At 45.3% G+C, this 24430-nt stretch carries 19 protein-coding genes; 7 read left to right on the top strand and 12 right to left on the bottom strand.

Annotated features, from left to right (window positions below; genetic code table 11):
• Positions 1–297: 297 nt before the first annotated feature.
• The 5 genes from BMW59_RS20140 to pgsB are packed head-to-tail and all read right to left on the bottom strand — an operon-like array spanning position 298 to position 5387.
• Positions 298–825, bottom strand: coding sequence for a RodZ domain-containing protein (locus tag BMW59_RS20140; protein WP_093055939.1), 528 nt, complete (start codon positions 823–825; stop codon positions 298–300).
• 3 nt (positions 826–828) lie between these two features.
• Positions 829–2496, bottom strand: coding sequence for a gamma-glutamyltransferase (locus tag BMW59_RS20135; RefSeq protein WP_177174451.1), 1668 nt, complete (start codon positions 2494–2496; stop codon positions 829–831).
• Positions 2497–2498: 2 nt separating this feature from the next.
• A complete protein-coding gene (locus BMW59_RS20130) occupies positions 2499–3686 on the bottom strand; it encodes a CapA family protein (protein WP_093055935.1) in 1188 nt (395 codons plus the stop codon).
• Positions 3687–3704: 18 nt separating this feature from the next.
• Complete coding sequence (gene pgsC / locus BMW59_RS20125) at positions 3705–4154, bottom strand: poly-gamma-glutamate biosynthesis protein PgsC (RefSeq protein WP_093055933.1); 450 nt, start codon at positions 4152–4154, stop codon at positions 3705–3707.
• A gap of 33 nt (positions 4155–4187) precedes the next feature.
• The gene (gene pgsB / locus BMW59_RS20120; RefSeq protein WP_093055931.1) at positions 4188–5387 is read right to left on the bottom strand and encodes a poly-gamma-glutamate synthase PgsB; all 1200 of its coding nucleotides are present in this window, start codon (positions 5385–5387) and stop codon (positions 4188–4190) included.
• Positions 5388–6195: 808 nt separating this feature from the next.
• Between pgsB and BMW59_RS20110 the strand changes: the two genes are divergently transcribed.
• Complete coding sequence (locus BMW59_RS20110) at positions 6196–7539, top strand: sugar-transfer associated ATP-grasp domain-containing protein (protein ID WP_093055927.1); 1344 nt, start codon at positions 6196–6198, stop codon at positions 7537–7539.
• Between the two features lie 544 nt (positions 7540–8083).
• Here BMW59_RS20110 and BMW59_RS20100 read toward each other — a convergent pair.
• Positions 8084–9136: an LCP family glycopolymer transferase gene (locus BMW59_RS20100; protein WP_093055923.1), complete on the bottom strand. Its 1053-nt coding sequence runs from the start codon at positions 9134–9136 to the stop codon at positions 8084–8086.
• A gap of 417 nt (positions 9137–9553) precedes the next feature.
• On the opposite strand from BMW59_RS20100, the gene galU reads away from it, so the two are divergent.
• Together galU and BMW59_RS20090 are read left to right on the top strand one after the other, a co-directional pair.
• Positions 9554–10450: a UTP--glucose-1-phosphate uridylyltransferase GalU gene (gene galU, locus BMW59_RS20095; protein WP_093055921.1), complete on the top strand. Its 897-nt coding sequence runs from the start codon at positions 9554–9556 to the stop codon at positions 10448–10450.
• 45 nt (positions 10451–10495) lie between these two features.
• Positions 10496–11827 carry a UDP-glucose dehydrogenase family protein gene (locus BMW59_RS20090; protein WP_093055919.1) on the top strand — a complete coding sequence of 444 codons (1332 nt, stop codon included), beginning with the start codon at positions 10496–10498 and terminating at the stop codon, positions 11825–11827.
• A 239-nt stretch (positions 11828–12066) separates the two neighbouring features.
• On the opposite strand, the gene BMW59_RS20085 is transcribed toward BMW59_RS20090, so the two are convergent.
• Positions 12067–13872 carry an N-acetylmuramoyl-L-alanine amidase family protein gene (locus BMW59_RS20085; RefSeq protein ID WP_143051266.1) on the bottom strand — a complete coding sequence of 602 codons (1806 nt, stop codon included), beginning with the start codon at positions 13870–13872 and terminating at the stop codon, positions 12067–12069.
• Positions 13873–14245: 373 nt separating this feature from the next.
• On the opposite strand from BMW59_RS20085, the gene BMW59_RS20080 reads away from it, so the two are divergent.
• Positions 14246–15271: an LCP family glycopolymer transferase gene (locus BMW59_RS20080; protein ID WP_177174450.1), complete on the top strand. Its 1026-nt coding sequence runs from the start codon at positions 14246–14248 to the stop codon at positions 15269–15271.
• 261 nt (positions 15272–15532) lie between these two features.
• Here the strand turns inward: BMW59_RS20080 and BMW59_RS20075 are convergent, their stop codons facing one another.
• The 5 genes from BMW59_RS20075 to BMW59_RS20055 form a co-directional block, all read right to left on the bottom strand.
• The gene (locus tag BMW59_RS20075) at positions 15533–16207 is read right to left on the bottom strand and encodes a toxin-antitoxin system TumE family protein (protein ID WP_093055915.1); all 675 of its coding nucleotides are present in this window, start codon (positions 16205–16207) and stop codon (positions 15533–15535) included.
• Complete coding sequence (locus BMW59_RS20070) at positions 16208–16924, bottom strand: hypothetical protein (RefSeq protein WP_093055913.1); 717 nt, start codon at positions 16922–16924, stop codon at positions 16208–16210.
• A gap of 181 nt (positions 16925–17105) precedes the next feature.
• Positions 17106–18062: an NERD domain-containing protein gene (locus BMW59_RS20065; protein ID WP_093055911.1), complete on the bottom strand. Its 957-nt coding sequence runs from the start codon at positions 18060–18062 to the stop codon at positions 17106–17108.
• A gap of 339 nt (positions 18063–18401) precedes the next feature.
• Positions 18402–19340, bottom strand: a complete 939-nt coding sequence (locus tag BMW59_RS20060) for an SDR family NAD(P)-dependent oxidoreductase (protein WP_093055909.1) — start codon at positions 19338–19340, stop codon at positions 18402–18404.
• Between the two features lie 40 nt (positions 19341–19380).
• Positions 19381–20799: a sugar transferase gene (locus tag BMW59_RS20055; RefSeq protein ID WP_093055907.1), complete on the bottom strand. Its 1419-nt coding sequence runs from the start codon at positions 20797–20799 to the stop codon at positions 19381–19383.
• Between the two features lie 1142 nt (positions 20800–21941).
• On the opposite strand from BMW59_RS20055, the gene BMW59_RS22320 reads away from it, so the two are divergent.
• The 3 genes from BMW59_RS22320 to BMW59_RS20045 all read left to right on the top strand — a co-directional run bounded on the left by BMW59_RS22320 (position 21942) and on the right by BMW59_RS20045 (position 24197).
• Entirely contained in the window at positions 21942–22184 is a 243-nt protein-coding gene (locus tag BMW59_RS22320; protein WP_281244286.1) for a VOC family protein, read from the top strand.
• Positions 22166–22708, top strand: a complete 543-nt coding sequence (locus tag BMW59_RS22315) for a VOC family protein (protein ID WP_342740589.1) — start codon at positions 22166–22168, stop codon at positions 22706–22708. The genes BMW59_RS22320 and BMW59_RS22315 overlap by 19 nt, the downstream gene beginning before the upstream one ends.
• A gap of 394 nt (positions 22709–23102) precedes the next feature.
• Positions 23103–24197, top strand: a complete 1095-nt coding sequence (locus tag BMW59_RS20045) for a hypothetical protein (RefSeq protein ID WP_093055905.1) — start codon at positions 23103–23105, stop codon at positions 24195–24197.
• Positions 24198–24430 lie beyond the last annotated feature (233 nt).

The raw sequence follows: 24430 nt of genomic DNA, 5'->3' as shown, positions 1-24430 counted from the left end.
ACCCTTCACACCTCCACTCAACTATTAAATTATATTTAGTTACAGTTTACATCGAAGAGGAATTTGGTGTCCAAATGATTAAGGGGGCTTAAGAGGTTTGGTCCAGAATTGTGGCACATCGCCTGAGAATTGTGACTCCCCCATTTGGAGCTGCTTACACATGAATGGAGCAGTTTTCTTTACTCCGGAAATAACAAATTAGCTCTTTTCGGTTAAGGGCCGCACGTTATTTGATGCGGTTCTCCACCCCCGCCTCGCACCTTTTCACCACCAGCTGCAGAGCATGGCCAGGGCCTTTTAATGGGAAGCCGCCAGCTCTCCATCGTCTACCTCTTCATCGCCAAATTGTATATAGACGTACCCCGCCTCATCGTTCGAGAGCGGTTCTTCATTTATTTTTAAATCGGCAGCGGCCGGATTTCCTAATTGAAAATAAACTTCTTCGTAGTCAGTGAGGTCCCATTCTTTCTGTTCGCCCTCTGACCAGAGACCCTCATCAATCTGCTCCTCTGTGGCTGCATCTATTATTTCAAACCATAATTCATCGTCAGACTGAAGTGTTACTACTGCTTTTTCAAATTGACTGTAAGAGAAACGGACGGTATTTTTCTCCGTACTGAGGGCAGTGAGGACAGGTTCGGTCGCCTGGTCTTCCCCACTGTCTGCCGCATCCGTTTCTTCTGCGACTGCCTTAGCTTTTAAGAGCCTGTCTATTTCCCGGCTTTCTTCTTGAGTCAGAGTGTCTTCATGTTTAAAACCGGCTATAAATCCTATGAAAAGGATAATAACAGCAACCGGATATACGAGTTTAAACAGTTTCCACATGTGTTAATCCCTCCTTCCTGTACGCCAGGCGCCTTCTCTTCTAGGGTCAGCGGCACCTTGGAGTGTTCCGTTCTCATAATTAATCATTAAGCTGTTTACGCTCCCAAACCGGAACGGACTGCCTGACGTAGACACCTCTATTCCGTTATTTCCGCTCAAGCTTATCTCAGTTTCTGAGTTCAGTTCATCTTCAAACACTTCAAGATAGAAACGAGGTTCCTCAACTGCCTCCTGAAGTGGAAGTCCATATACAATGGAATGAATAAGGGTCTGTGTGAGCATCGATGGTATTCTTCTCCCGCCGGCACTTCCTATGCCAAGGACCGGGTTGCTCTCATAAGCGAGTATGCTTGGCACCATATAGCTGTTCGACCTTTTGCCGGCCTCTTCATAATTGGGCGAACTGCTGTTATTACTGAAATTGCGCAGCTGGCTTGTCATAAAGAAACCTTCAATGTAGTCCCCAGTGCCAAAAAAATTGCTTAACGTATTCGTTGCTGATACCATCAAGCCACTCTCATCGACGATGACAAAATGGGTGGTGTTTTCGTCGTTCTCCTTGTCAGCCTTAGTTTCCAGAGGCGACTTAAATTCATCTTTTAAGTTCTTGCCATCAATTGTTTCAGCTAGTTTTTCCGTATGGCTTCCTGAAACCATTTCTCCGTCAGGCACATCGCTGAAATCAGGGTCGCCAATAAACTCCTGGTGTTCCATGTGGGCTCTGCGGTTTATCTCTCCTAAAAGAACAGCAAGCTCCTCAGGATCGTTCACCGACTCATCCACTTCTAATGCTTCAGCCAGCTGAAGTGACTGGATCAGCATGCCGCCAGCTGAAGGCGCGGGCGGGGAGTACACCTCATATCCGTAAAAAGATCCTTTAAGCGACTCTTTAATCTGTACGTCATACGCTTTTAAATCTTCTTTTTCCAAGCCTGCAATGTCGTCAGTCATGGCTTCACCGATCTTGCCTTCATAAAACGCAGCCGGGCCTTCTGCCTGGATCGACCGAAGCGTTTCGGCCAGTTCAGGCTGCGGGAGTGTGTCCCCTTTTCTGAGCGGGGTTCCGTTCGGGTAAAACGTCGAAAGCTCATCAACTGGCATTCTGTGTGACGAATTAATCAGTCTGCTCTCGAATAGGTCATCAATTTCTATCCCGTTTTCCGCCAGGTCGACAGATGGTTCCACTAACTGCTCTAAGGGCACGGAGCCTAAGTCTGAATGGACACGATCCATACCAGCTACAAACCCCGGCACGCCTGTCCCGCTATCAGGAACAGGGCCGCTGACAGGCGCCATTGTCCGATAATCGTAAACGATAGGCTCTTCCCCAGGGGGATGGACCATCATGATCCCGCCGCCGCCGATGCCGGAAGAATAAGGTTCGAGTGTGCCAAGGGCGTAAGCGACAGCCACAGCAGCATCGACGGCATTTCCTCCCTCTTCAAGCACCTTCATGCCTATGTCGGTTGCCTGAGGGTTATCGGTCGACACACCGAACTCATTAATTGCGTCTTCATCCTTTTCAAAGAACGTCTTTAATCCAGCTCTTTCAGCAGTTTGAGGGAGCGAGGGGCTGTCAGTCTCATCAAAAGGATTGGTAATGAACAACAGGAACGCAGCTGCGGCTGCCAGGATAAATGTAAGCAGGAGCAGCTTGAAAGGTCGTGTCATTCTCATTTCCCTGCCTGCCTTTCAATTTCTCTCACCAGTTTCCCGTCTTCCCTTTGCCACTCATCGTTAAAGTTCTGGCCAAACAGGACGTCTCCGGTCATCTGGCTGTATATCTTCTCTTCTCTGTATCTGCTTGTTACCTGCCTTGGCTGTGATTCCTCAATATACATCGGATGTACTTCCAGTTGGATGCTTTCTTCAAATAATCTGTACTGTAAGATCGCTGTTTCTCTGGTCATCGACCAGCCCTGGTCAAATACGAAGTTCCCAAGGCCATAGGCAATCACGGCCTCTTCATGAATTTCGATTGGCTGGAGAACGTGGGCATGATGGCCGATAATTAAATCGGCGCCTGCTTCCACCATCGCATGAGCCATCTCGCGCTGACGGGGGTGCACAGAACTGTCGTATTCTTCTCCCCAATGCACATGGACCATCACAAAGTCGGCATTGTCAGCCGCTTCTTTAATGTCGGGTATCACATATTCAGGGTCGAGCGGTGTGACGCCTTCTTTATAGAGGCTTGCTGTCCTGTCTTCATTTGGCATATACGCATCATTAAATCCTAATGTCGCCACCGTTAGATCGTTAACGTCCTCATAGGCAATCTCCCTTGCATCATCAAGGTTAATTCCTGCCCCGACTGTGGGAATATCCGCTTCCTTAAAAACATCAAGCGTGTCAAAAAGTCCGGCGCTCCCGTAGTCCGCCATATGGTTATTAGCGAGATTGATCGTTGTAAACCCTGCATTTTTGACCGCTTCTACAGCTTCTGTGCCGGCATGCAGAAGAATTGACTTATCCAGTTTATCTTCTTCGTACGCTTCTTCATTATGAACCAGGACAGGGTGTTCAAAATTGCCTGTCACTACGTCTGTCTGCTCGAAAAGAGGAGCGGCATGCTCGAACGGATAATCGAGGCCATGCCGGCTGGTCACCTTCTCGACTCCGCGGCCTAACATGATATCCCCGACCATGCTGACCGATAAGAGGCTGTCATCAGCTGAGGGATCCTGCGGTTCAGATGGTGCGCCGCTTGAATACGTATGACTCATCAGCTGGTAAGACGCAATGATGGCGATACACACAGCAAGGGCAATGAGTGAATCCTTTACGGAACGCTTTTTATGTTTTTTTATCGTGTTTAAATGTTTTTCTTTTAAAGTGAATGGGCGATTCTGCTGATCCATCGTACTTCCTCCTACTGATTACACCGCCTGGTAGACTAAGACGATGAGGAACGTCAAGCCGCTTAAGAATAACGTCGTAGTGACCGTCGGGATGATGCCCTGCCGTTGGATGGTATTCGCAAGCAACCCGGGTACTATGACACCGAGCCCCCTGAATTCGTGGATGACGAAAGGCATGACCGGATACATGTAATCGAATGCCATTTTCAGCACAATCCCGACGACCATCATGGTTGCAAATTTCCGTCTTCCGTAGAGTGTGACAAACCGGCCAATCACTTGGGTCACAAGTAAAAAAGTAATAATACTGACTGTAAAGACCACTGCCAGAAAGAGCGGCTGGTCAATTATTAAGGCTAAGTAGCCGGGAATAATCAGCCCGGCCGGCAGAACTCCGAATTTCTCTGAAAATAATAAACTGACCAGTACACCTACTATCAAGGCCACGTACAATTCTCCGCCAAACATCTTATAATCCTCCAACTTTCTGTAATTTATTGACTAAGCTGATTCTTTTCTGACCTCTGCCATTTTTTCAAACGCATGAATTAAAGGTTCACCAGAGCCGTGAATATTTCCAATTCCATAAATCACTCTGTTTTTCAAGAATGGCTGAAGCTTCTCTATAATCGCTTCAGTTGAATGGCCTTCTAAATCAAGAAGCTCATTCACTTCAATTTTTCCTTCGTTATAAGCTTTGACGATCGGCCGGGTGACGCCTCCTATGAGGATTAGGTTAGTTGTCGGGATATACGGAAGGACATCCCTTGCAAACTGTTCAGTCCTGTCCACCCTGTCCTCACGGCAGTTTACAATGATCACCGGATCATCCGACGGGTATCCGAGCTCTTCTACCCTTTTCCAAATATTAATTGTGGACGTGGCGTCGTTAGCCGAAAATCCGTTGACGAAAAAAGAAGGGGAAGCGATGTCCCCAATCGGTAATATTTTCATAGACCCAGGATCCGGCCACGCATTCAGCATCCCTTTCATGGCTGTTTTTCTATCAATGCCGAGAATTTGTGCCACAGCCATGGCGAGAGCAGCATTCTCTGGAAAAACCATATATTTAAACTCTTTCAGGAAACTTTCCGGTATCTCATCAGTATCAATAACAATCAGTTCCGTGTTCCGTTCTCGGGCAATTTGCCTGAAGTAGTCCACATAAGGGCTTTCGTTCACTATTAATTGGCCGTTATAAGGGATCGTCCCGCTGAACGCTTCTGCAACATGATCGAGTGTCGGCCCCATCACATCCATATGGTCGTGCAGCACATTAACGATCAGACCGATTTCAGCCTGAAGCAGCTCTTCATGGAACGTAATTTGATAGTCCGGGTTAACAGCCATGCATTCACTCACAAGGGCGTCAGCTTCCTTTTCAGCAGTCACTTCCACTACTTTCTTCTGTTCACCGATATTCGGTCCTTCAAGGCGGCGTTTAATCGGCTCCTCCCTGTCTTCAAACCAATAAAGCATTCTGGCATCTGTGCCGGTTGTTTTACCGACTGTCCGGTAGCCGGCCTCATGAAGCACGCCGGTAATTAGCCTTGTTACGGTAGACTTGCCTCTGACACCGTTCACATTGATTTTCACCGGAATTTTCTCAAGATTCTTCCGGTGTTTCTTCTTTTCACTCATTCCGAGCACAAAACAGAGAATGAGGAAAGCACCAGTGAAAAGCAGTTCCAGCCCCCACATGTTCTAGCCTCCTTTAAGTTCACTTTTTATCTTTAGCGAGGGCGGATTTTATAGAGGTCCGCCGCTCTCTCGGTATGTTGTCGCGCGAAACTTTTATTATAAAACTTTTATCGTAAAACCTTGTTTCGTGATACCTCTGCCAGCCGGGAATCGGCAGAACATGAAATTGTCACGTCAACAGAAGCATCTTTAGATGACCGTCTCAAAATTGTCAGACACAGATGCTGTTGTGATAGTGCCGGCAAGGGAAAAAAGACGTTTTTAACAAGGGATTATTTTAACCGAGAATTACCTTACCATATCGCCCAGTGACAAAATGACTTTTTGAGATTATTTGATGATTTCTTAAATAGAGTGTTTTATTCGACACAAAAATGTAATTATCTTGGTTGTTTATGGAAATAAATGTTGCTTATATAGGACATATATTTGTTTGTTTTTGGTAATAGAGGTTAAGTTCGGGACGTATGTAGCATGGTTGGGAATTGTGGCACTTTGGCTTTGGATTGTTGCACTTTTGGGCGAGATTGTGGCACTCCGGCTGGGGATTGTTGCACTTTTGGGCGGTACTGTCGCACTTTGGCTGGGGATTGAGACAGTTCGGTCCAGGATTGTGGCAGTTTGGTCAAAGATTGTGGCACAACGGCTGAGGATTGTGACTTTCCTTTTCCCAGGGGTAATCTTCCTATTTTTTTGTATAAATAAAAAGTTGATTAATGGAAAAAAGTCTGTTTATTTATGGAAAATACAGGTAATATAATAGGTGATATTTCCAAATATTAGATTCATAGCGACTAAGGGGGTAAAAATGGAGAAAAATTACGTCAACATAACCGATGATGATTATAAAAGTTTGGATATTGACCCGGCCTCCGGTGCTTTTAAGCGCTATTTAAAGGCTGGACTATTGGAAATGACTGATGAAAAATTTGTTTCTGACATTCAAGCATTTTGGTCAAAGCATTATAATCAAAAGGTAGACCCTGTCTTAAACATAGCGTTCATGAATTTAACCGGAAGGAAAGACACTAGGGTGGTTCCTGCTTACCTTATGTCTTCTCAAATCATTCCTTATTTTAATGATAAACAAATCACGGTCGGATATAAGGATAAGAATATTTATGACGCACTGTTAAAAACGCCGCGTTCAGCTGAAACCGTTTTAAAAAGAGTGCGAGGTAAATATTTCAGCTCAGACAACCATCATCTTAGCTCCAAAGAAGCAAAGCAGACCCTCCTGGAATCAGAATCTGACTTAATTATAAAACCGAGCAATACAAATAATGGTATAGGTATAGCTAAGCTTGTTATTAGATCGGGTTATTTAATGAGGGGAGAAGAAGCCGTGACGCTTTCTGATCTGGAAGAAACTTATGGCCAAAACTTTATCGTCCAGAAAGCAATTAAGCAGCATCCTCTCATGGCTGCCCCTCACCCATCGTCAGTAAATACTTTAAGAATGGTTACTTTGCGATGGAAGCAGGAAATCATACACTTGTTAACATTTGCTAGATTCGGTGCTAATAATGACGTTAAGGATAATGCTGGTGGTGGCGGCGTCTGCCTTGGGCTTACTGAGGACGGCAAGTTTCTGGATATTGCCATGGATGAGCATGCAAATACGTACACTCACCACCCTACTACGAATTTCTGTTTTAAAGATTTGGACTCTATTCCTAACTTTGAAGAGTTTAAGCAGTTTGTAATAGACGCTCATGCGCAGATCCTTCATCATGATTTTGTCTCTTGGGATATTGCTATGGATACTGACGGTAAGCCTGTCTGCATCGAAGCCAATTTTGCTGGTGCCACATGGCTTTACCAGCTGGCCGCTCAAAAACCAATGTTTGGAGATTTAACAGAAGAAATCTTACAGAAAGTAAGTGAAGAAAACGGGAACCAAAATTATGTGTCCCCGAAAGTAAAGCTTAAAAAGCAAAAAAGACAGATTACGAGATACTCCAATAAAATAAAGGAACTGGAGAACATGCTGCAAGAAGCAGAAGAGAATGCTAAAAACTTGAGACTTCAAAACAAAAGGCTTAGAAGACAAAAGAAAATGATTAAGAACAAATATGAAAATTTACTCCAAAGTAAGAGCTGGCGTTATACTTCCCCTTTTCGCACAATAGTAAAAACAGTTAAGAAGTAAGCAGGGGTTTTGTGAGTCTTCTACTATGGAAAAGGCAGGAAGCAGTTTAGTCGGCTACCTGCCTTTTTTTATGAGGTGGAGTTGAAGATGGGATGCGGGCTGCAGGGTCTAATAGGGCGTGGGCATCTATTTGATTGTCGCACTTTGGCTTTGGATTGTGACACTTTTGGGGGAGATTGTCGCACAATGCCCGGGGATTGTGGCAGTTTGGTCGAGAATTGTATCACAACGGCTGAGGATTGGGAGTTCCACCCCACCTGGATATGCTTTGATCAGGGTGGCGCGGGTTTCGGCACTCCGGAAATAACAAATTAGCTCTTTTCGGTTAAGATCCGGACTTTATTTGAGACAGTTCCTTTGGTATTTGATGCACTCGGCACAATAGTCGACGGAATATTTGCTGCACTCCATCCATTATTTGATCCACTCCGTACATTATTTGAGGCACTCGCCCGGATTTTTGCTGCACTCCTCCTTAATGCCCCCTTTGTTCACAAGAAAAAACTGCCATTACCCCTCGGGATAATGACAGCTTCTACCTTAATTAATGAACCGGTTCTGACTGTTCCTCTTCTTCAGCTTCTTTTTCCTTGGAGTCAGAAGCTGAGGCGTAGTCGCTTTCTGTTTCTTCAATGATGCCTAAGTGTTTTTGCAGGCGCTGGGATGTTTCAGCCACCGACTGTTCATCAGGCTGGTAATAATAGATGCCGTTGTCAGTTATAGCCGTCCCGTCATAGCTTAACGATTCGATGTTATCGAGTTCGCTCGCGTAAGAATGCATTGAAACGATATTGTTGAAAGTGGCATTTGTGTTCAGGTTTCTTTCCACTGTGTCCATCAATGAATTAAAGTTTGTAATGGAGCTGAAGGTTGCCATTTCGTTAATAATTGAGGCAATGACTTCTTTTTGGCGTTCGCCGCGCCCGATATCGCCTTGCGGATCGTGTTTCCTCATACGGACATAGGCCAAGGCTTTTTCACCGTTGACGATTTGCTCGCCTTCCTGAATGGTAAGAGTTCCATATGTGGCATTATCTGTTTCGGTAAATGCCATTGGGGAATCAATTTTTATGCCGTTCAGCTCATCGACAATTTCCATGAACGCGTCGAAGTTTAACGATACAAAATAGTCTACAGGGATATCGAGGAACTGTTCGACAGTGTCCATTGTCATATCCACTCCGCCGAATGCATGGGCGTGGTTAATTTTGTCCTGTTCGTATCTTCCTGCAATATTAACCCGGGTATCACGCGGAATATTAAGCATTTTTACGGTGCCTTCATCCGGGTTGAACGTGACGAGGACCATGGCGTCTGTCCTGCCGCTTAAATCACCGTCTCTCGTATCAAGCCCAAGAAACAGGACGGATACCGGGTCAATGTCCGGATTGACGACTTCTTCCCTGTATTCTGAGCGGTCGCCTCTTTCCAGATCCTGCTGGGCGCTTGACGTCACATCCATTATCTGATGAATCATGTAACCGACAGCACTTCCAGCGACAATTAAGACGCCGAGAAACGTAAAGAGGGCAATTTTAAGGAAAGAACGGGGCTTTTTTGTTTTTTTCTGTCTCGAATCCACACGTGATAGTGCCATTAACGACACTCCTTTTTATATATTATGACTGTTAATTTTAGAAAAGAGGGTGAAATGCTGAAGAACTATCGGCCTTAAGCGAGACCTCGCAAGCCACAGCTTAAGAAATCTTGCTGTCCTGGAAAAAAGAGGAACAGGTGGAAAAAATCAATCTTCTTCTATAACAAAGTCTTTAATTAAAAGTAAGTCTATTTAACTATTAACACATTCATCCAGTATAAAACCTCAATATCCTATTTTACTGTACAACTCTTCACGGGTAAAGGGAGATATTCAGATTTTTTCCACTTTTATGTTTAAACTTAGTATATTTAAAAGAAATTTCCTTAATTTTGTCGAATTAATCTCTCTGATTTATATTGCTTACATAAAAATTTGGTTGTATTGTTAAATGTAGAGTGAAAGGAGTGGAGAATTATGCCGATAGTCAGAAAGGCCATTATTCCTGCTGCCGGGCTCGGGACGCGATTTTTGCCTGCCACAAAAGCCCAGCCGAAGGAAATGCTGCCGATCGTCGATAAGCCCACAATACAGTATATTGTGGAAGAAGCAGTTCAATCCGGAATTGAAGATATTATTATTATAAGCGGCCGCGGCAAGCGGGCGATTGAAGACCATTTCGATAAATCGTACGAACTTGAAGAAACATTGCTGAGGAAAGAAAAGATGGCCCTTCTTGAAGAAGTCCAGGGCATTTCCAACATGGCGAACATTCATTACATCAGGCAGAAGGAGCCTAAAGGGCTGGGGCATGCGATCTGCTGCGCCAAGCACTTTATCGGCGATGAGCCGTTTGCTGTCCTGTTAGGCGACGATATTGTCCAGTCTGACGAAAAACCGTGTCTAAAGCAGCTCATTGAGGTGTTTGACCGGTACAATTCTTCTGTCGTCGGTGTTCAGCCCGTCCCGGAAGACGATGTCTCCAAGTACGGGATTGTCTCGCCGAAGTCGTCTGAAATTGAGCCTGGGGTCATCCATGTCGCTGATTTAGTTGAAAAGCCGGCTAAGGAAGAGGCGCCTTCGAATCATGCGATTATGGGTCGCTACGTACTCCGTCCGGAGATCTTTGATATTCTCGATAATCTCCCGCCCGGCGCCGGGAATGAAATTCAGTTGACAGACGCGATCAAGAAGCTGAACGAAAGCCAGGTCGTGCTCGCCTATGAATTCGCCGGGAAGCGCTACGATGTCGGCGATAAACTTGGCTTCGTGAAAGCGACTGTTGATTTCGCCCTTCAGCGGGAAGATTTAAAACACGATATGCTCGACTATTTAGAGGGCATTGCAAAGACTCATTTACAAAACAAGTATTAATATAGAAGCTTTTAGTTAAGCAGAAGCATTTTTAGGAGGATCAAGATGAAAAAGATTGCTGTGGTTGGAACTGGTTATGTTGGCTTAGTCACAGGGGTGGCCCTTTCGGAAGTCGGCCACGAGGTCACATGTATCGATATTGATGAAGCGAAAGTGGCGCGCATGCAGCGCGGCGAATCCCCGATTTATGAGCCTGGTCTTGATGACGTCATGAAACGGAATATCGATGCCGGACGCCTCCATTTTACGACGAACCATAACGAGGGATTCACTGGTAAAGAGGTGATTTATATCGCTGTCGGTACGCCTGAGCGCGAAGACGGAACAGCCGATCTGCAGTACGTCGACCAGGTCGCTGTCGATATCGCTTCCCACGTCAAGCAGGACGTCGTAGTGGTGACAAAGAGTACGGTGCCTGTTGGGACAAACGATTATATTCTGCGGACAATTAAGGAACATTTGACTAACGGTGTGGCTGTATCGATCGTTTCAAACCCTGAATTTTTGCGTGAAGGAAATGCGGTTTACGACGCGTTTAACGGTGACCGCATTGTTGTCGGCGCAGATGACAAATGGGCCGGCGATATGATCGAAGAGATTAATAAGCCATTTAATATCCCTGTCTACCGTACTGACGTGCGTAGCGCGGAAATGATCAAGTACGCGTCTAATGCGTTCCTCGCGACAAAAATCAGTTTCATTAACGAAATCGCGAATATTTGTGAAAAACTGGGCGCCAATATTGAAGACGTGTCTGCTGGCATGGGCATGGACGGCCGGATCGGCCACCAGTTCCTGCGCGCGGGTATCGGCTACGGGGGCTCCTGCTTCCCTAAAGACACGAAGGCGCTGACGCAGATCGCTTCCTATGTGGACCACAACTTTGAACTGCTTAATTCAGTCATCAGGGTCAACAACTACCAGCATCACATCCTGCCTGAAAAAGCGAAGAAAGTGATGGATACGCTTAAAGGTAAACGTGTCGCGTTGCTGGGACTGGCGTTTAAGCCTAACACGGATGACATGCGCGAATCGCCTGCGATCACGATGAGCGAGGAACTGCTGCTTGCGGGCGCTGAAGTCGTTGGGTACGATCCGATCGCCATGGACAATGCCCGCAAGACAATGCCGGAGGGTGTCAGCTACGTGGGATCAGTTGAAGAAGCCCTTACTGGCGCAGACGCTGCTTTCCTTGTTACAGACTGGGATGAATTTAAAGCGCTGGATCTGAGCGTGTTCAGGGAAAAAATGGCGCAGCCGCTAGTATTTGACGGCCGAAACTGCTACGGCCTCGACCAGGCAGCCGAAGCTGGCCTCGACTATTATTCCATCGGGCGCGCGCCTGTGGTTAAAGGTAAAGTTGAAGTAGGAATGTAAGAGGTATGATGAAAGCCAGCTCCGGAAGATGACGAGAAATCGTTATTTCGGGGCTGGTTTTTTAGTGGGGATTTTAGGGGGACGGTGGGTAGAGTGGGGCGCTGGGGATCGGCGGCCTGGGCAGTTGGTGTACGACGGTCTGGTGGCCTGTAGCACCTAAAAATCCCATTTCCCTCCTCCCCTTCCCCAAAAGGAATGGCTGCCTGACCGGGAGATCACCGGCTCAGACAGCCATTTTCTTATCTGTAGTAATTATTTATGCCTTTGACAATTTCATTTACCAGTTTGTCCTGCTGGTTCAGCAGTTTTTCAAGATCTGCTGTATTACTAATAAATCCTGGTTCAATCAGAACAGCCGGCATCGTAGGTCCAGTCAAGACTTGAAGGTTTCTTCTGACTACTCCCCGGTCTCTCATGTTCATGCCGCCGGCAATGCTCGCCTGGATTTCCTGGGCCAGACGCCTGCTCTGGGCCGGTGCTCTCGTTTCACTATAGAGAACTTCTGAACCGTTAACTGACGGGCTTGGGAATGAGTTGGCATGGACGCTGATAAACAGGTCTGCTCCTGACTGGTTTGCCTGGCTCACCCTGTTACCAATCGTTACAAAGCTGTCATTCGTTCGGCTCATAACGACCCTTGCGCCTTCGCGTTCCAATGCCGCCTTCAGCTTTTGGCTGATGGCCAGCACGATATGGCTTTCATAGACGTTGCCTGCGACTGCCCCCGGGTCTCTGCCTCCGTGACCTGGATCAATAAAGATCGTTTTCCCATTAAGGCTTCCTGAACCTCCGCCTGAACTTCCGGAACTCTGTGAAGCTAAGCGGACATACGACCCGTGAATGTAACCCCAGCTGTTTCCTGATTTAATTTTATAAAAGTCGCCTGATTGTTCATGAAGCTGTACTTCAGTGCCCCTGCTCAAACGGCTGATAATCCTGGAGTCTGTTGATGCCGACTCGCGGACATTTAAGCTGGTCGCTGTAATTTGCCCTGTGCCGAGACTCGCGTTGGAATTCGAGCTGCTGCCTGACGACGAGTCTGATGACGACGAGGTCCCGCTCGTTCTCACGAAGGAACTATGTATGTATCCCCAACCGCTTCCAACTTTAATTTTATACCAGTCGCCTGTTTTTCCAAAAAGGTCGATTTTCGTGCCTCGGCTTAAACGTGTGATTGTTTGCGAGCTGGTGGAGGCTGATGCTCTGACGTTCAGGCTGCTCGCCGTGATTTCTCCTGAACCTGTGGCTGAACTCGTGTCCTGGCTGCTGCCTGACGAGCCAGTTCCGGATGATTGGCCTGAAGCTTTTACATAAGAACTGTGAATGTAGCCCCAGTTGCTTCCAACTTTAATTTTGTACCAGTCGCCTGATTTTTCGTGAAGGTCCACTTTTGCTCCCCGGCGCAGACTGCTGATGATGCTTGAGCTTGTCGTCGCCGATGCGCGGACATTTAAGTTGCTTGCTGTTACTTCTCCTGTACCAATGGGTGAATTTGAGGTTTGGCTGCTGCCTGATGATCCTCTGTTGGACGAAAGTCCAGCTGTGCGGACATGGGAACTGTGAATGTAGCCCCAACTGTTGCCTGCTTTAATCTTATACCAGTCACCTGATTGTTCAAAAAGGTCCACTTTCGTTCCTCTGCTTAATCTGCTCATCACACGTGAGCTTGTTGAGGCAGAAACTCGGACGTTCAGGCTGCTTGCTGTCACTTCTCCTGAACCAATCGCTTGCGAGGAACTGTTCCCTGCTGACGATGAGCTGGTTACTTTTACGTGTGAACTGTGTATATAGCCCCATTGATTGTTGTATCGGACTTTATACCATGAGCCTGTTTTTTCATGAAGCTCGACTGAAGCTCCTCTGAAATAACCCCCAATGATGCCGGAATTTGTTGTCGGCTTGGAGCGGATATTCAGTGAATTGGCGGTAATTTCGCCTTTTTCTACAGATTGTGCGTGTACGTGGTGCGGCTGCTGGAAATCCAATTCTTTGAAAAAACTGAATGCCAGAATGAATGCTAGAAACAGTAGTACCGTCTTTTTCACCAAAGTCCCTCCTATTAATTTTTATCCAAAACTTAAAAAATACTTCCAGATCACGTCCAGCAAGTATCCGAGGCCAAATAAAAAAACGCCCAGGCAGGCAACACTTACGGGTGATCCCCAACTAAAATCTTTCATAATTGTTCCTCCATTGGCAAAGATTACTTTTAGATTAATATAGTTATTTTCCTATGTATATAGTCAATTTTTCATTTTTGTATATTTTTGGTGAATTTATTGCTATTTTAGTTGTTTATGTAACCTTACTTTAATTAAGACGTCAAATATAGTGTCCTTTTTTATTCGACAAAAATGGTATAATAGACTGGGCAATTATTTATTTGTTTTATTTTTGTAAAGACAAGGAGTGTTCGTTTTGACAGACTTACAACGATCCAGAAAAACACCCAAGAAAAGTTCACCGTTTCGCAGGTTTCTGAAATACACGTTAATTACTTTACTTACCTTATTTGTCATTGTTGGCGGGGTCATCGGTTATATGATTTATCAGATGTCTTCCATGACAGCCAGTTCCCAGCAAGATTTGGAGCGCGGGGATAAATCAGAATATCGTGATGAAGCAGTCGACCCGGTCGAAGATCCGATTTCCGTCCTTTTCCTCGGCCTCGACAGCCGCGACGATAATTTGTCTGGCCGGACAGATGCGATGCTGCTCGCTACGTTCAACCCGGATGACAACTCGATTAAAATGATAAATATTCCTCGTGACTCTTTAGTGGAGATCGTTGGGAGAGGCACCAGGGACAAAATCAACCACGCCCATGCGTTTGGCGGTGTCGACATGACAATCGACACTGTTGAAAATCTGCTTGATATCCCGGTTGACTATGTCGTCTCGCTGAACTTTGTCGCATTTATGGAAATCGTCGATACAATCGGCGGAGTCACAGTGGATGTCCCGATGCCGATCAGCGATACTGACAATGCCACTTACGGCACCATCGAAATTGACGAAGGCGAACAGACGCTGAATGGCGAAGAAGCGCTGGCGTATGTGCGTATGCGTAAGCAGGATCCGCGCGGCGACCTTGGACGGGGGGACCGCCAAAAAGATGTCATTGAAGCAATCATCAGGCAGTCGGCTGACTTCAGAACAATTACCCGCTTCAACTCGCTTATGGACAGCCTGGACCGTAACATGAGCACTAACCTGTCTTTCGGCAACATGGTCAGCATGCACGGCTACGCCGGCGACCTCGATGACATCGAGCAGTACAGCTTTGACGGCTACGATACGACTGAGGGCGGCGTTTACTATTATGTGATTCGTGACGAATCACGCGCCGAAATCTCACAAACTTTCAAAGAACACCTCGAGATTTCACAAAGCAACAGCGGCACCGCCGAATCCACCGGCGACGGTGAAAGCGCCCGGCAGTAATATATCGGTGGAAAGACTGATCCTCCCGGGAGGATCAGTCTTTTTTGTGTGGGAGGGTGGGTTGGGGGGCCGGGTTGCTTGGGGGCGACGGGGCGATTTGATGCACTTCGGTCGTTTTTTGATGCACTCGGCTTGATATTTGATGCACTCACTCCATTATTTGATGCACTCCGCTCGATATTTGAGGCACTCCCACTAAAGAGGTCTTGAGTGGTCGTTGGATACTTATCGAGTAATAAAAAAAGATAGGACAACTAGCCCCTATCTTTTTTTATTCCTTCTAATTATTATTTTTCCCCTTCTAGCATTACTCTTTATCATCTTAGACTTTTTAGAACCATCTCCAGCTTTTCTAACAATGGTATTCGCTTGCTCTTGGTTTATTCTATGACTAGCTAACCTATCCTTACTAGAGAAAAAGGGTTCTTCATCATTACCGGAAAAGACGTCTAAAAATTTATAAGTTTTATCATAGCTTAAATCCCCGGAAATAAAATCGGTAAGTATAGTAATAGCAGATTGTAGATCCTCAATACCTGTACTTTGTCTTTTGCTAGGTTCCTGCGGCACGTGATGGTGGTGATAAGGGTTGGTATCAACCCAGGCAGGTGTTTCGGGGTCCTTCCATTCGTTACCGAATGCCGTGATGTGCCTGGGTTGCTTACCCATTCTATGTTCCCTTTGGGATAGTTCCCAACCATAATGATATTCTGCTATCCTTCCATCATTATTTAATTTCTCACTAATAACAAGAACAGTTTCTCCATAGTGAGCATGATCCCTTAAGGGCAAAGTCGCTGCTATACGTTTTGCTCCTTTTCGCTGAATAGAAAGAACGGACTGATTTTTTTCGTGCTCAAACAATTGGGGATTTGTTTCGAATAACGTAGTGATATACTCTATACGACGGGCTTGGTAAGATGTTAGATTGCTCATTTAATCTGTCATTTCCTCCAGCTCTTCTAAAGCATCGCGCCAGTCTATAAAATCTTCTGGTTCGTCCAGTTCATATTCATCCATATCCCCATTCAACACCTTAGCAAAAACATCCTCAAATTTCCCGCCATATTTCTTTTCAAGTTCAGCTACTTCTTCTCTCAGCTCTTTTTTCAGAGCCTCTTCAGTCAGATTATGAATTTCAATATGTGCTTTTAAAGTCTGTATACGAGCTACCCATAAAGTTGTTTTCCAGTAGATCGCATTATGCGCCGGATACTTCCCATGCTTTTTATTTTGTACGGTTTCCATACCATTAGCGACAAATCGGCTAAGGGTAGCACGGGACACATTTAATTTCTTCTGCATTTCCATGCTAGTCAGCAAATGGTCTTCCTGGTAATGAAACTCCAGAAAGCCACGCTCTGTTACTGCAAGAAAGAGTTTTTCCAAGTAATATTTCGTATAAGCAAAACCTTCGAGTGTTTTATACTTAATATTCTTAACAAGTTCTAATCGGTATTTATTAATATTCTCATGTTCCTCGCTTGAAAAATCATTTTTAAAAACGGTGTTGTCGGACATAGTAATGCCAATGACATACTTCTTGTAATTATTTTGGGTTAGCTGCGTAAACAGAAGCATTGCTATTTTTGGAGCGTTGAGTAATTCTTTATATTTCTCGGTCATAGTTGCCACTTCTAAATCCATTACCATCTCAAACACCTCCTTACCTTTAGGATACCATGAATGAAACAAAAAGTATATTTTGTTTCATTGTACCCCATAATTATTTGTTTTATTCCAGTTGTTGTCATCTGTTTAAGGTGAATTTCCTTTTCTAATGCTTACAGCCCCAATCGTTCAGGCAGCTTTCTTACCGACATATGAGGTCTTGTTATAAAGACATCAAATCATATTTTACGCCCTTCTTTATTCCTGTACTTTGGCAATTCATTTTTTGCATAAGGCGTTTTGCAAGATATCTGTCAATTAGAAGAAAGTCACGTATTTGTTTATTGGTGGCATATCTTCCGAATAGTAAAACGTAATCTTTTAATGCTTGGACGTGGGCTTCTTTGCATGCCATACGGCAGCTATTACAATGCCACTGTCTGTTTAAACGAATCATTGGGAGGCTACCACACGATGGGCAAACTACTCCATCTGCAATGTCATACTTAGACAGCCCATAGTAATCCAGCGGAGGTGCAATTTCATCCTGGTGATCATCCATTAGTCTTATTGAAAGGTCTCTTAATTGATTCTGCTCTAATTTTATTTGGGAAAGGTTCTCGTATTTTTTAAGGGAAGTCTGAAGATAGTTTAAAAGTTTCGGAGGTCGTGTAATCTTTGAGGGTAAATCCCGGGGGTTTTCAATACTTACTTTCTGGTTGGAAAGAACAACGAGAGAGTCAATTGGCAAACTAAAGCCATTCGTTTTTAGCCATTGCCTCAATTGAAAGGCCTGGTGATTCGCTTGATCTAATGGGCATGAGTAGACGTTCTTTTTGTCCTCGAGAAGCTGTATCACGTGTGAACCTGGTTCAATTTTAAGCATTCCTGCCCAATGTTTTACTTCAATCAGGAAAGCAACTTGCGGGAAAATAACTAGTAAGTCTATTTGAAAACGATGATTGTTACAGGGGAGGCGCAGCGCATAAAAAATCCTTGGCTGACGAGGAAGAAGAAAGTCCAAATAATATTGAAGAGATTGTTCTCCTCTAAAACCCCAGTATCTTTTCCCATGAGTTTCTTCCAGCGTCTGGCGTTTTGGGTGGGACGTTGCGATTCGGCGAAGAATCGATTCGAGAAGAAGGACTTGAGGGGGGATTGAAGGAGGTTTTATTATCATAATGTCGACCACATCCTTTATTTAATTGTCCTATCTCAAATTCGACAAAATCTCAGCTACTCCTTTTCCGGATAAAAGATTAATTTGTTGTTTCTGTGAACAAAAATCAGGTACTCGAGGTTTTGAGGGCTACGCTAGGGATTTGAATGGCTCCATTCTCTCTGTTATTTGAGGCACTCGCTAAGTTATTTGATGCTCTCGGCTCGATATTTGATGCACTCTCCCCCATTATTTGAGGCAACTCCGCTCCATATTTGATGCACTTTCCCCATTAATTTGGTGCACCACCCGCCAAAAAACGCCCGGGGGCTCACTCGCCCCGGGCGTTAAGTAACTAAATTATTTAGATCTGTAGTAGTCTGCGGTTTTGGCTAATCCGTCTTCGAGCGGAGTTAGCGGGGTCCAGTCCAGTGCGTTCGAGAGCTTTTCGCGGCTCAGGTAGCTGTGCTTAATGTCGCCGGGCCGCTCCTCTGTATAATCAGGTGTGAATGGCACGTTCAGGGCACCGCAGATTTTTCGGAGGAGTTCTTCGACGCTTGTGCTTGTTTCTGAACTGACGTTGAAGACGGCGCCTTTATTTTTAGCCGGATCCTCAAGGACTTTCATGACGGCGCGGGCGACGTCCTCCACATAAATAAAGTCGCGTGTCTGCTGGCCGTCGCCCTGAATGACGGGCTGTTCGCCGGCGAGAAGGCGTTCGATGAAGATGGTGATAACGCCGGCTTCGGTGGCGGCGCTCTGTCTCGGTCCGTAGACGTTGGCGAAACGGAGGGCTGCCACGTTCATGTCATACAGTCTGCTGTAGGCTTTCACGTATTCTTCCGCGGACAGTTTGGACACCCCGTACGGCGATAACGGCCTGGTTGGCGTCTCCTCTGTGACAGGGAGATTGTCGACGTGACCGTAGACGGCTGCGGAAGAGGCGTAGACGAATGTCTTCACGTTCTTTTTCCGGGCTTCTTCAAGAAGATTTAACGTGCCGCTCACGTTGATAGCCAGATCTTCGTGCGGATTTTCGATTGACGGGCCGACTTTGCTCTGGGCAGCCATATGCACGACAGCTCCAATTTCAGGATGCCTTTCAAAGGTATCCTGAACCGCCTTCGTGTCTCTCACGTCCCCTTCGATAAAGGTGACATGCATACTTTTATTAATATTTTTCAAGTCGCCGGAAGAGAGATTATCCAGGATCACGACGTGGGTGCCTTCATCGATCAGGAAGTCGGTCACGTGGGATCCGATAAAGCCTGCTCCTCCTGTTACGAGTACTTTATTCATGGCGGGTGCCTCCGTTTTTTTGCAGTCGTCGTCCGTTCACTTACACATTAATCGTTGATTTCTCTTTCGTTTTTCTGTCCCGCTGATCGCTCTCGCTCTGTTCGTCGGATGGCGCGTTGTTTTCCGATGAATCTTCGGCCCCCTCTGATTTTGAGCGGTCAAAAATAACGAGGAACGTTTTCAGTAAAATAATGATATCCAGCCAGAGGCTGTAATTACGAATATAGTACAGGTCGAACCGAAGTTTGTCTTCGACTTCAGTGCTGTATTTTCCCATGACCTGGGCGTAGCCGGTAATGCCGGGCTGAACACGGTTACGGTAGCCGTAATGATAGTATTTTTGCGCGAGTTCTTTAATGAAAAATTCACGTTCAGGGCGGGGCCCCACCAGGGACATGTCGCCTTTCAGCACGTTAAATAGCTGCGGAAGCTCATCGAGACGGGTGGACCGGATGAACCGGCCGACTTTCGTAATCCGGTTATCGTCCGACGAGGCCAGGACTGGGCCTGTCAGTTTTTCCGCCCCAGTGATCATTGAACGGAATTTATAAATAGTAAATGGTTTGTCGTTTTTGCCAAGGCGTTCCTGAGAATAAATGACACTGCCTTTCGGGTCCTCCAGTTTAACGATGATCGCGACGAACAGAAGCACCGGCGAAATCAGAAGCAGCAGGATCGCTGACGCGACAAAGTCAAAGACTCTTTTCACAAACACTTTATCCCATGTCAGGCCGAACGGTTTCACACCCATGACGAGCGTGTCTTCAAGCGGTGTAATCGATGCCCGCTGAAGCAGCAGTTCATATAGCGTCGGTATGACGTAAACCACTTTATTCCGTTCCATCGCATGGTAGATGACCTGCGATTTCTTCTCTTTTGTTAAGTCAGTACATAAGACGACGTAGTCGGATTCTTCGAGATAATAATCAATATGTTCAATCGTTGTGTCTTCAGGAATATGCTGAACTTTCGATCCTTTAAGCATCGGGTGCTTAATTTTATCAATCAGTTTGGCTGTATTTGATTCGTCGCCGATCAGCAGGACTTTTCCGATGACATGGCCTCTCGTCAGTTTCAAGTACAGAACTTTAAACAGCACCATGAGAATCACTGTAAAAACAGCGGCGATCAGCACGACAGAACGCGGCATCGCAAACTCACGGAAGAGGTAGGATGCGGCCATCGTCAGGAAGGTCATCAGCGCGGTAGCGACAAGAATCTTTCTGACAATATCACTGATCGTATTTTTCCGGTCCAGGTTGTAAAGCTCGTAGACGGAAATGAAAAACAGGCCGATTAACAGGATCCAAGGCAAAAGGGCGATAAACGCGTCCCAGTTCCGGCCCGGAAAATCGAAATACCTGACATAAAACGCACTGATGTAGGCAATCAGTATACACAGCAGATCGCCTGTAATAAGCAGGAATTTATGATTGCGGGATTCACCCATATTAGTCATTTAAAAAACCTCTTTCTAATCTATATCAAACAATGAAACTGCTAAACTCTTCGTCTCCACAAAACATTTCCCGACCTTCATTATAATATTTTTAGAGAGGTTTAGCCAACCATATTTAAAGATAGTAATATCTGTAAATTACCTGCTCTTTCTATCTATAAAAAACCTGGCGGACCCCTTACTAAGGTCATTCCACCAGGTAAAATTATCAAACGCGTTATCTGCTGTTTCTGTAAGCTTAGTAAGCGACGATCAAGCCGACGGAATTGTTCTTGCCCCAGAGAAAGATATGCTTTGTGTCAATTTACAGAAACAGAAAAAAAGGGGAAGCTCTTATTTTTATCATATGGATTAAAATAATCGCCACTCACTTGTGGTGCTGGAGTCTGAGTGGACCTTATATTCAATTTATCACCGGCTCAAGAGCTGTACGGGAGTACGAGTCGACCTTATTTCCGGTTTATCACCCGCTCGGGCATCATCGCTCACGCTGAGTGGCTCATATTCACTTTTTATCGTCCTCTCACTTGCCGCGCCGACTTCTGAGTGGACCTTATATTCAATTTATCACCCGCTCAAGAGCTGTGCGGGAGTACGAGTCGACCTTATTTCCGGTTTATCACCCGCTCGGGCATCACCGCTCACGCTGAGTGGCTCATATTCACTTTTTATCGCCCGCTCACTTGCCGCGCCGACTTCTGAGTGGACCTTATATTCAATTTATCACCCGCTCGGGAGCTGTGCGGGAGTACGAGTCGACCTTATTTCCGGTTTATCACCCGCTCGGTAATCACCGCTCACGCTGAGTGGCTCATATTCACTTTTTATCGCCCGCTCACTTGTAGCGCCGACTTCTGAGTGGACCTTATATTCAATTTATCACCCGCTCGGGAGCTGTGCGGGAGTACGAATAGACCTTATTTCCGGTTTATCGTCCGCTCGGTACTCATTTATCACGCTGAGTGGCTCATATTCGCTGTTTATCGCCCGCTCGACTGCCTCTGCACTGACTGAGCAGCTCACCCCAAAGCTTTCCCTTAATAAATAAGCCTCTCTTCATTTCTTTCCTCTCAATATACACGTAAAATAGGAAGCAGCAGACAAATGAGTGTCTAATTCACGCGAAAGGCAGGGAATCTTAGATGGAAAATAATCCGAAGCTTGAGTTTGATCACAGCGTGCACTATGTAAATGACTTAGACAGAGTGACAGAAACTTTTCAGGCGCACGGCGTCAATGTTTTTCACGGGGGCTCACATAAACTGTGGGGAACACACAATGCACTTAGTTATTTCGGTCTGACTTACTTGGAATTTATCAGCGTGGAAGAGTGGGAGGTCGCAAAAAATCCGCCTGAGCCAATCTTATTGCGCAGAGGGCTTTAACCTATTTACCTGAAAATGAAGCCCTGAGCCGCGTCGCTATACGGACGAGTGATCTCGATGCTGTCGCCGCCTCTCTTCAAGGGAGCAGCCTGGATGTCTCTCCGATTAAAAACGGCAGCCGTACAGATAAGAACGGCCGGCTGATTGAATGGCGGATGATGACGATTGACGGAGATTACAATGGCCTCCCCTATCCATTTTTCATTGAGTGGAAAGAAGCAGATGCTGACCGCCTTAAAGACTTTCAAAACAAAGGAATTACGGAACATCCTGCGGGGCCTGTCACTTTGGAGTCGGCTGTATTCGAAGTCTCTAATCCTGAAGCAGCTGCGACACACTGGCACACTCTTTTCAACTTGGAACGTTCCGGGGAATCCGCCCTGAGTGTCGGGGATAAAACGTTTATTTTTACGAAAGGAAGGGGCAATCGCCTGACTGAACTCCGTTTCCGCACGGCTAATGAGAAACTGCACGGCAAACTTACTGTCGGAAACGGCACATATGTTTTCATGAAAGATTCTTAATCTTTCGTCTGACACAAGCCATTTTCCAAGCCGCCAATCTAAAATTCTTAAAACACCAAACCGCCCGCGGGCGGTTTTTTTATTACCTATTATAATATCCATTTTCGTTCGCCATGGTGTACTTACGAGGTCTTCTGATTCGCCTGTATTGGCATTAATAAAATATGTTTTTTTAAAATAATCAGACTGAAGCTTGACTTGCCATAGTGGTAAATAATGTCTTCCACCTTGTATCTTAGCTTCATTTGCCTTGATTGGGAACAGGATCAGGCTGAAGCTGTAAATTAATAAATTTAACAGTAGATACTATTAAATTTGATCTTATAAAATACGAATAAAACGTTGATTTCAGTCAGGAAGGGTATACAAATAAATAGAAAAGGAGGCGTTACGAATGAAGAAAATGACTGAAATAGCTGGATGTATTTCGGCAGCTTTCCTAATCGTTGGATGCCAAAATTCCGAGGATGGTTCAGAGGATTTGAATGACGAGTCGGTGGATGAAAGCTCTGCAGATGAGTATAATTTAGATGAAAATGAAGAATTAGAAAACAATGGTGAGGAGAATGGCAGCAATGAGAATAAGGGAGAAGAGTCTTTAACTGAAGCAGATGAGAATGGCAATAAAGAGAATGAAGAAGATGCTATAGATGAAACTGACGAGAATGATTCTGACGCTTATGCTGGAACACAAGAGACTCCTGATTACTTAATTGGTTCACAATATATTGAAGCAGAAGTTGACGGGATCGTTCAATTTTATACGGCATTTTCAATTAAACGTGATGGAGATGAACAACTGTCACATGAAGAGAGTATAGAGATGTCTCTTAACGATGGAGATCTTTCTGAACAAGATATTCTTAGCTCATACGCTGATATTTCTGTAGAGTGGCCGAAACTTCATATACACTTTAATGAAGACGGAAATGAATTATCAGCCACTTCCGCACAGTCGGGCTTATTTTACGACTCGCTGTTGGGAATTAGTGATTTATATGGGATTGAAGAAGTGTTATTTTTTAATCCAGAGGGAGAAAATGACATCATTGTGGCTGAACGGGGCATTGATGAGCCCCTCATTGTTCAAAACGAAAGAGGTCTAACTCGCGGCTATTATACGATCTACGATGAAGATTTAGAGGAGACTTTGTTTCTAGCTGGCGGAGAGTTAGATGAGCAAGTGGAGGATGAGAGTGGTGAGCCTTTATCCTTTCCAGAGACGGTGGAGGCGATGCATTCAATAGATCGTGAAGACGCGTTTTATTCTTCTGCGATTGTAGAGGGAATGGAAATCGTCAACTCATCGATGGAGAACGGTATTGCTACAGTTCAATACACGGCGGAGGAAGAAGTCGTAACGGAAGCAGATCTAATTGTGTTTGAGAACGCGATGCAGCTCGCTGCACTTGATTTTCATGCTTGGGAAGTCCGTTTAATCAATGATACCACTAAAGAACTCATCACTTACCCATTAGTAGGTCAATAAATTGCGTAAGTGGAAATGAAAAAAACATTGAAAGAAAAGCGCCTGATTATTCAGGTGCTTTTTCCATGAGCAATAGTTGAACACTGGGTTGTCGATGACGGCAGCCCTATTTCATTATCAGGCAAGCTAGCGGATATTTTAAATGATATTACCGTATTTTATTTTCTGCTGTATTCTGCGTGAATCACCTAGGATCTCCCATCAACCAACCCGAATGGCCATACCTTCAATGA

This window comes from Salipaludibacillus aurantiacus, from assembly GCF_900111295.1.
Classification (GTDB): Bacteria; Bacillota; Bacilli; order Bacillales; family Salisediminibacteriaceae; genus Salipaludibacillus; species Salipaludibacillus aurantiacus.
This window is presented reverse-complemented; position numbering and strand designations above follow the sequence as displayed.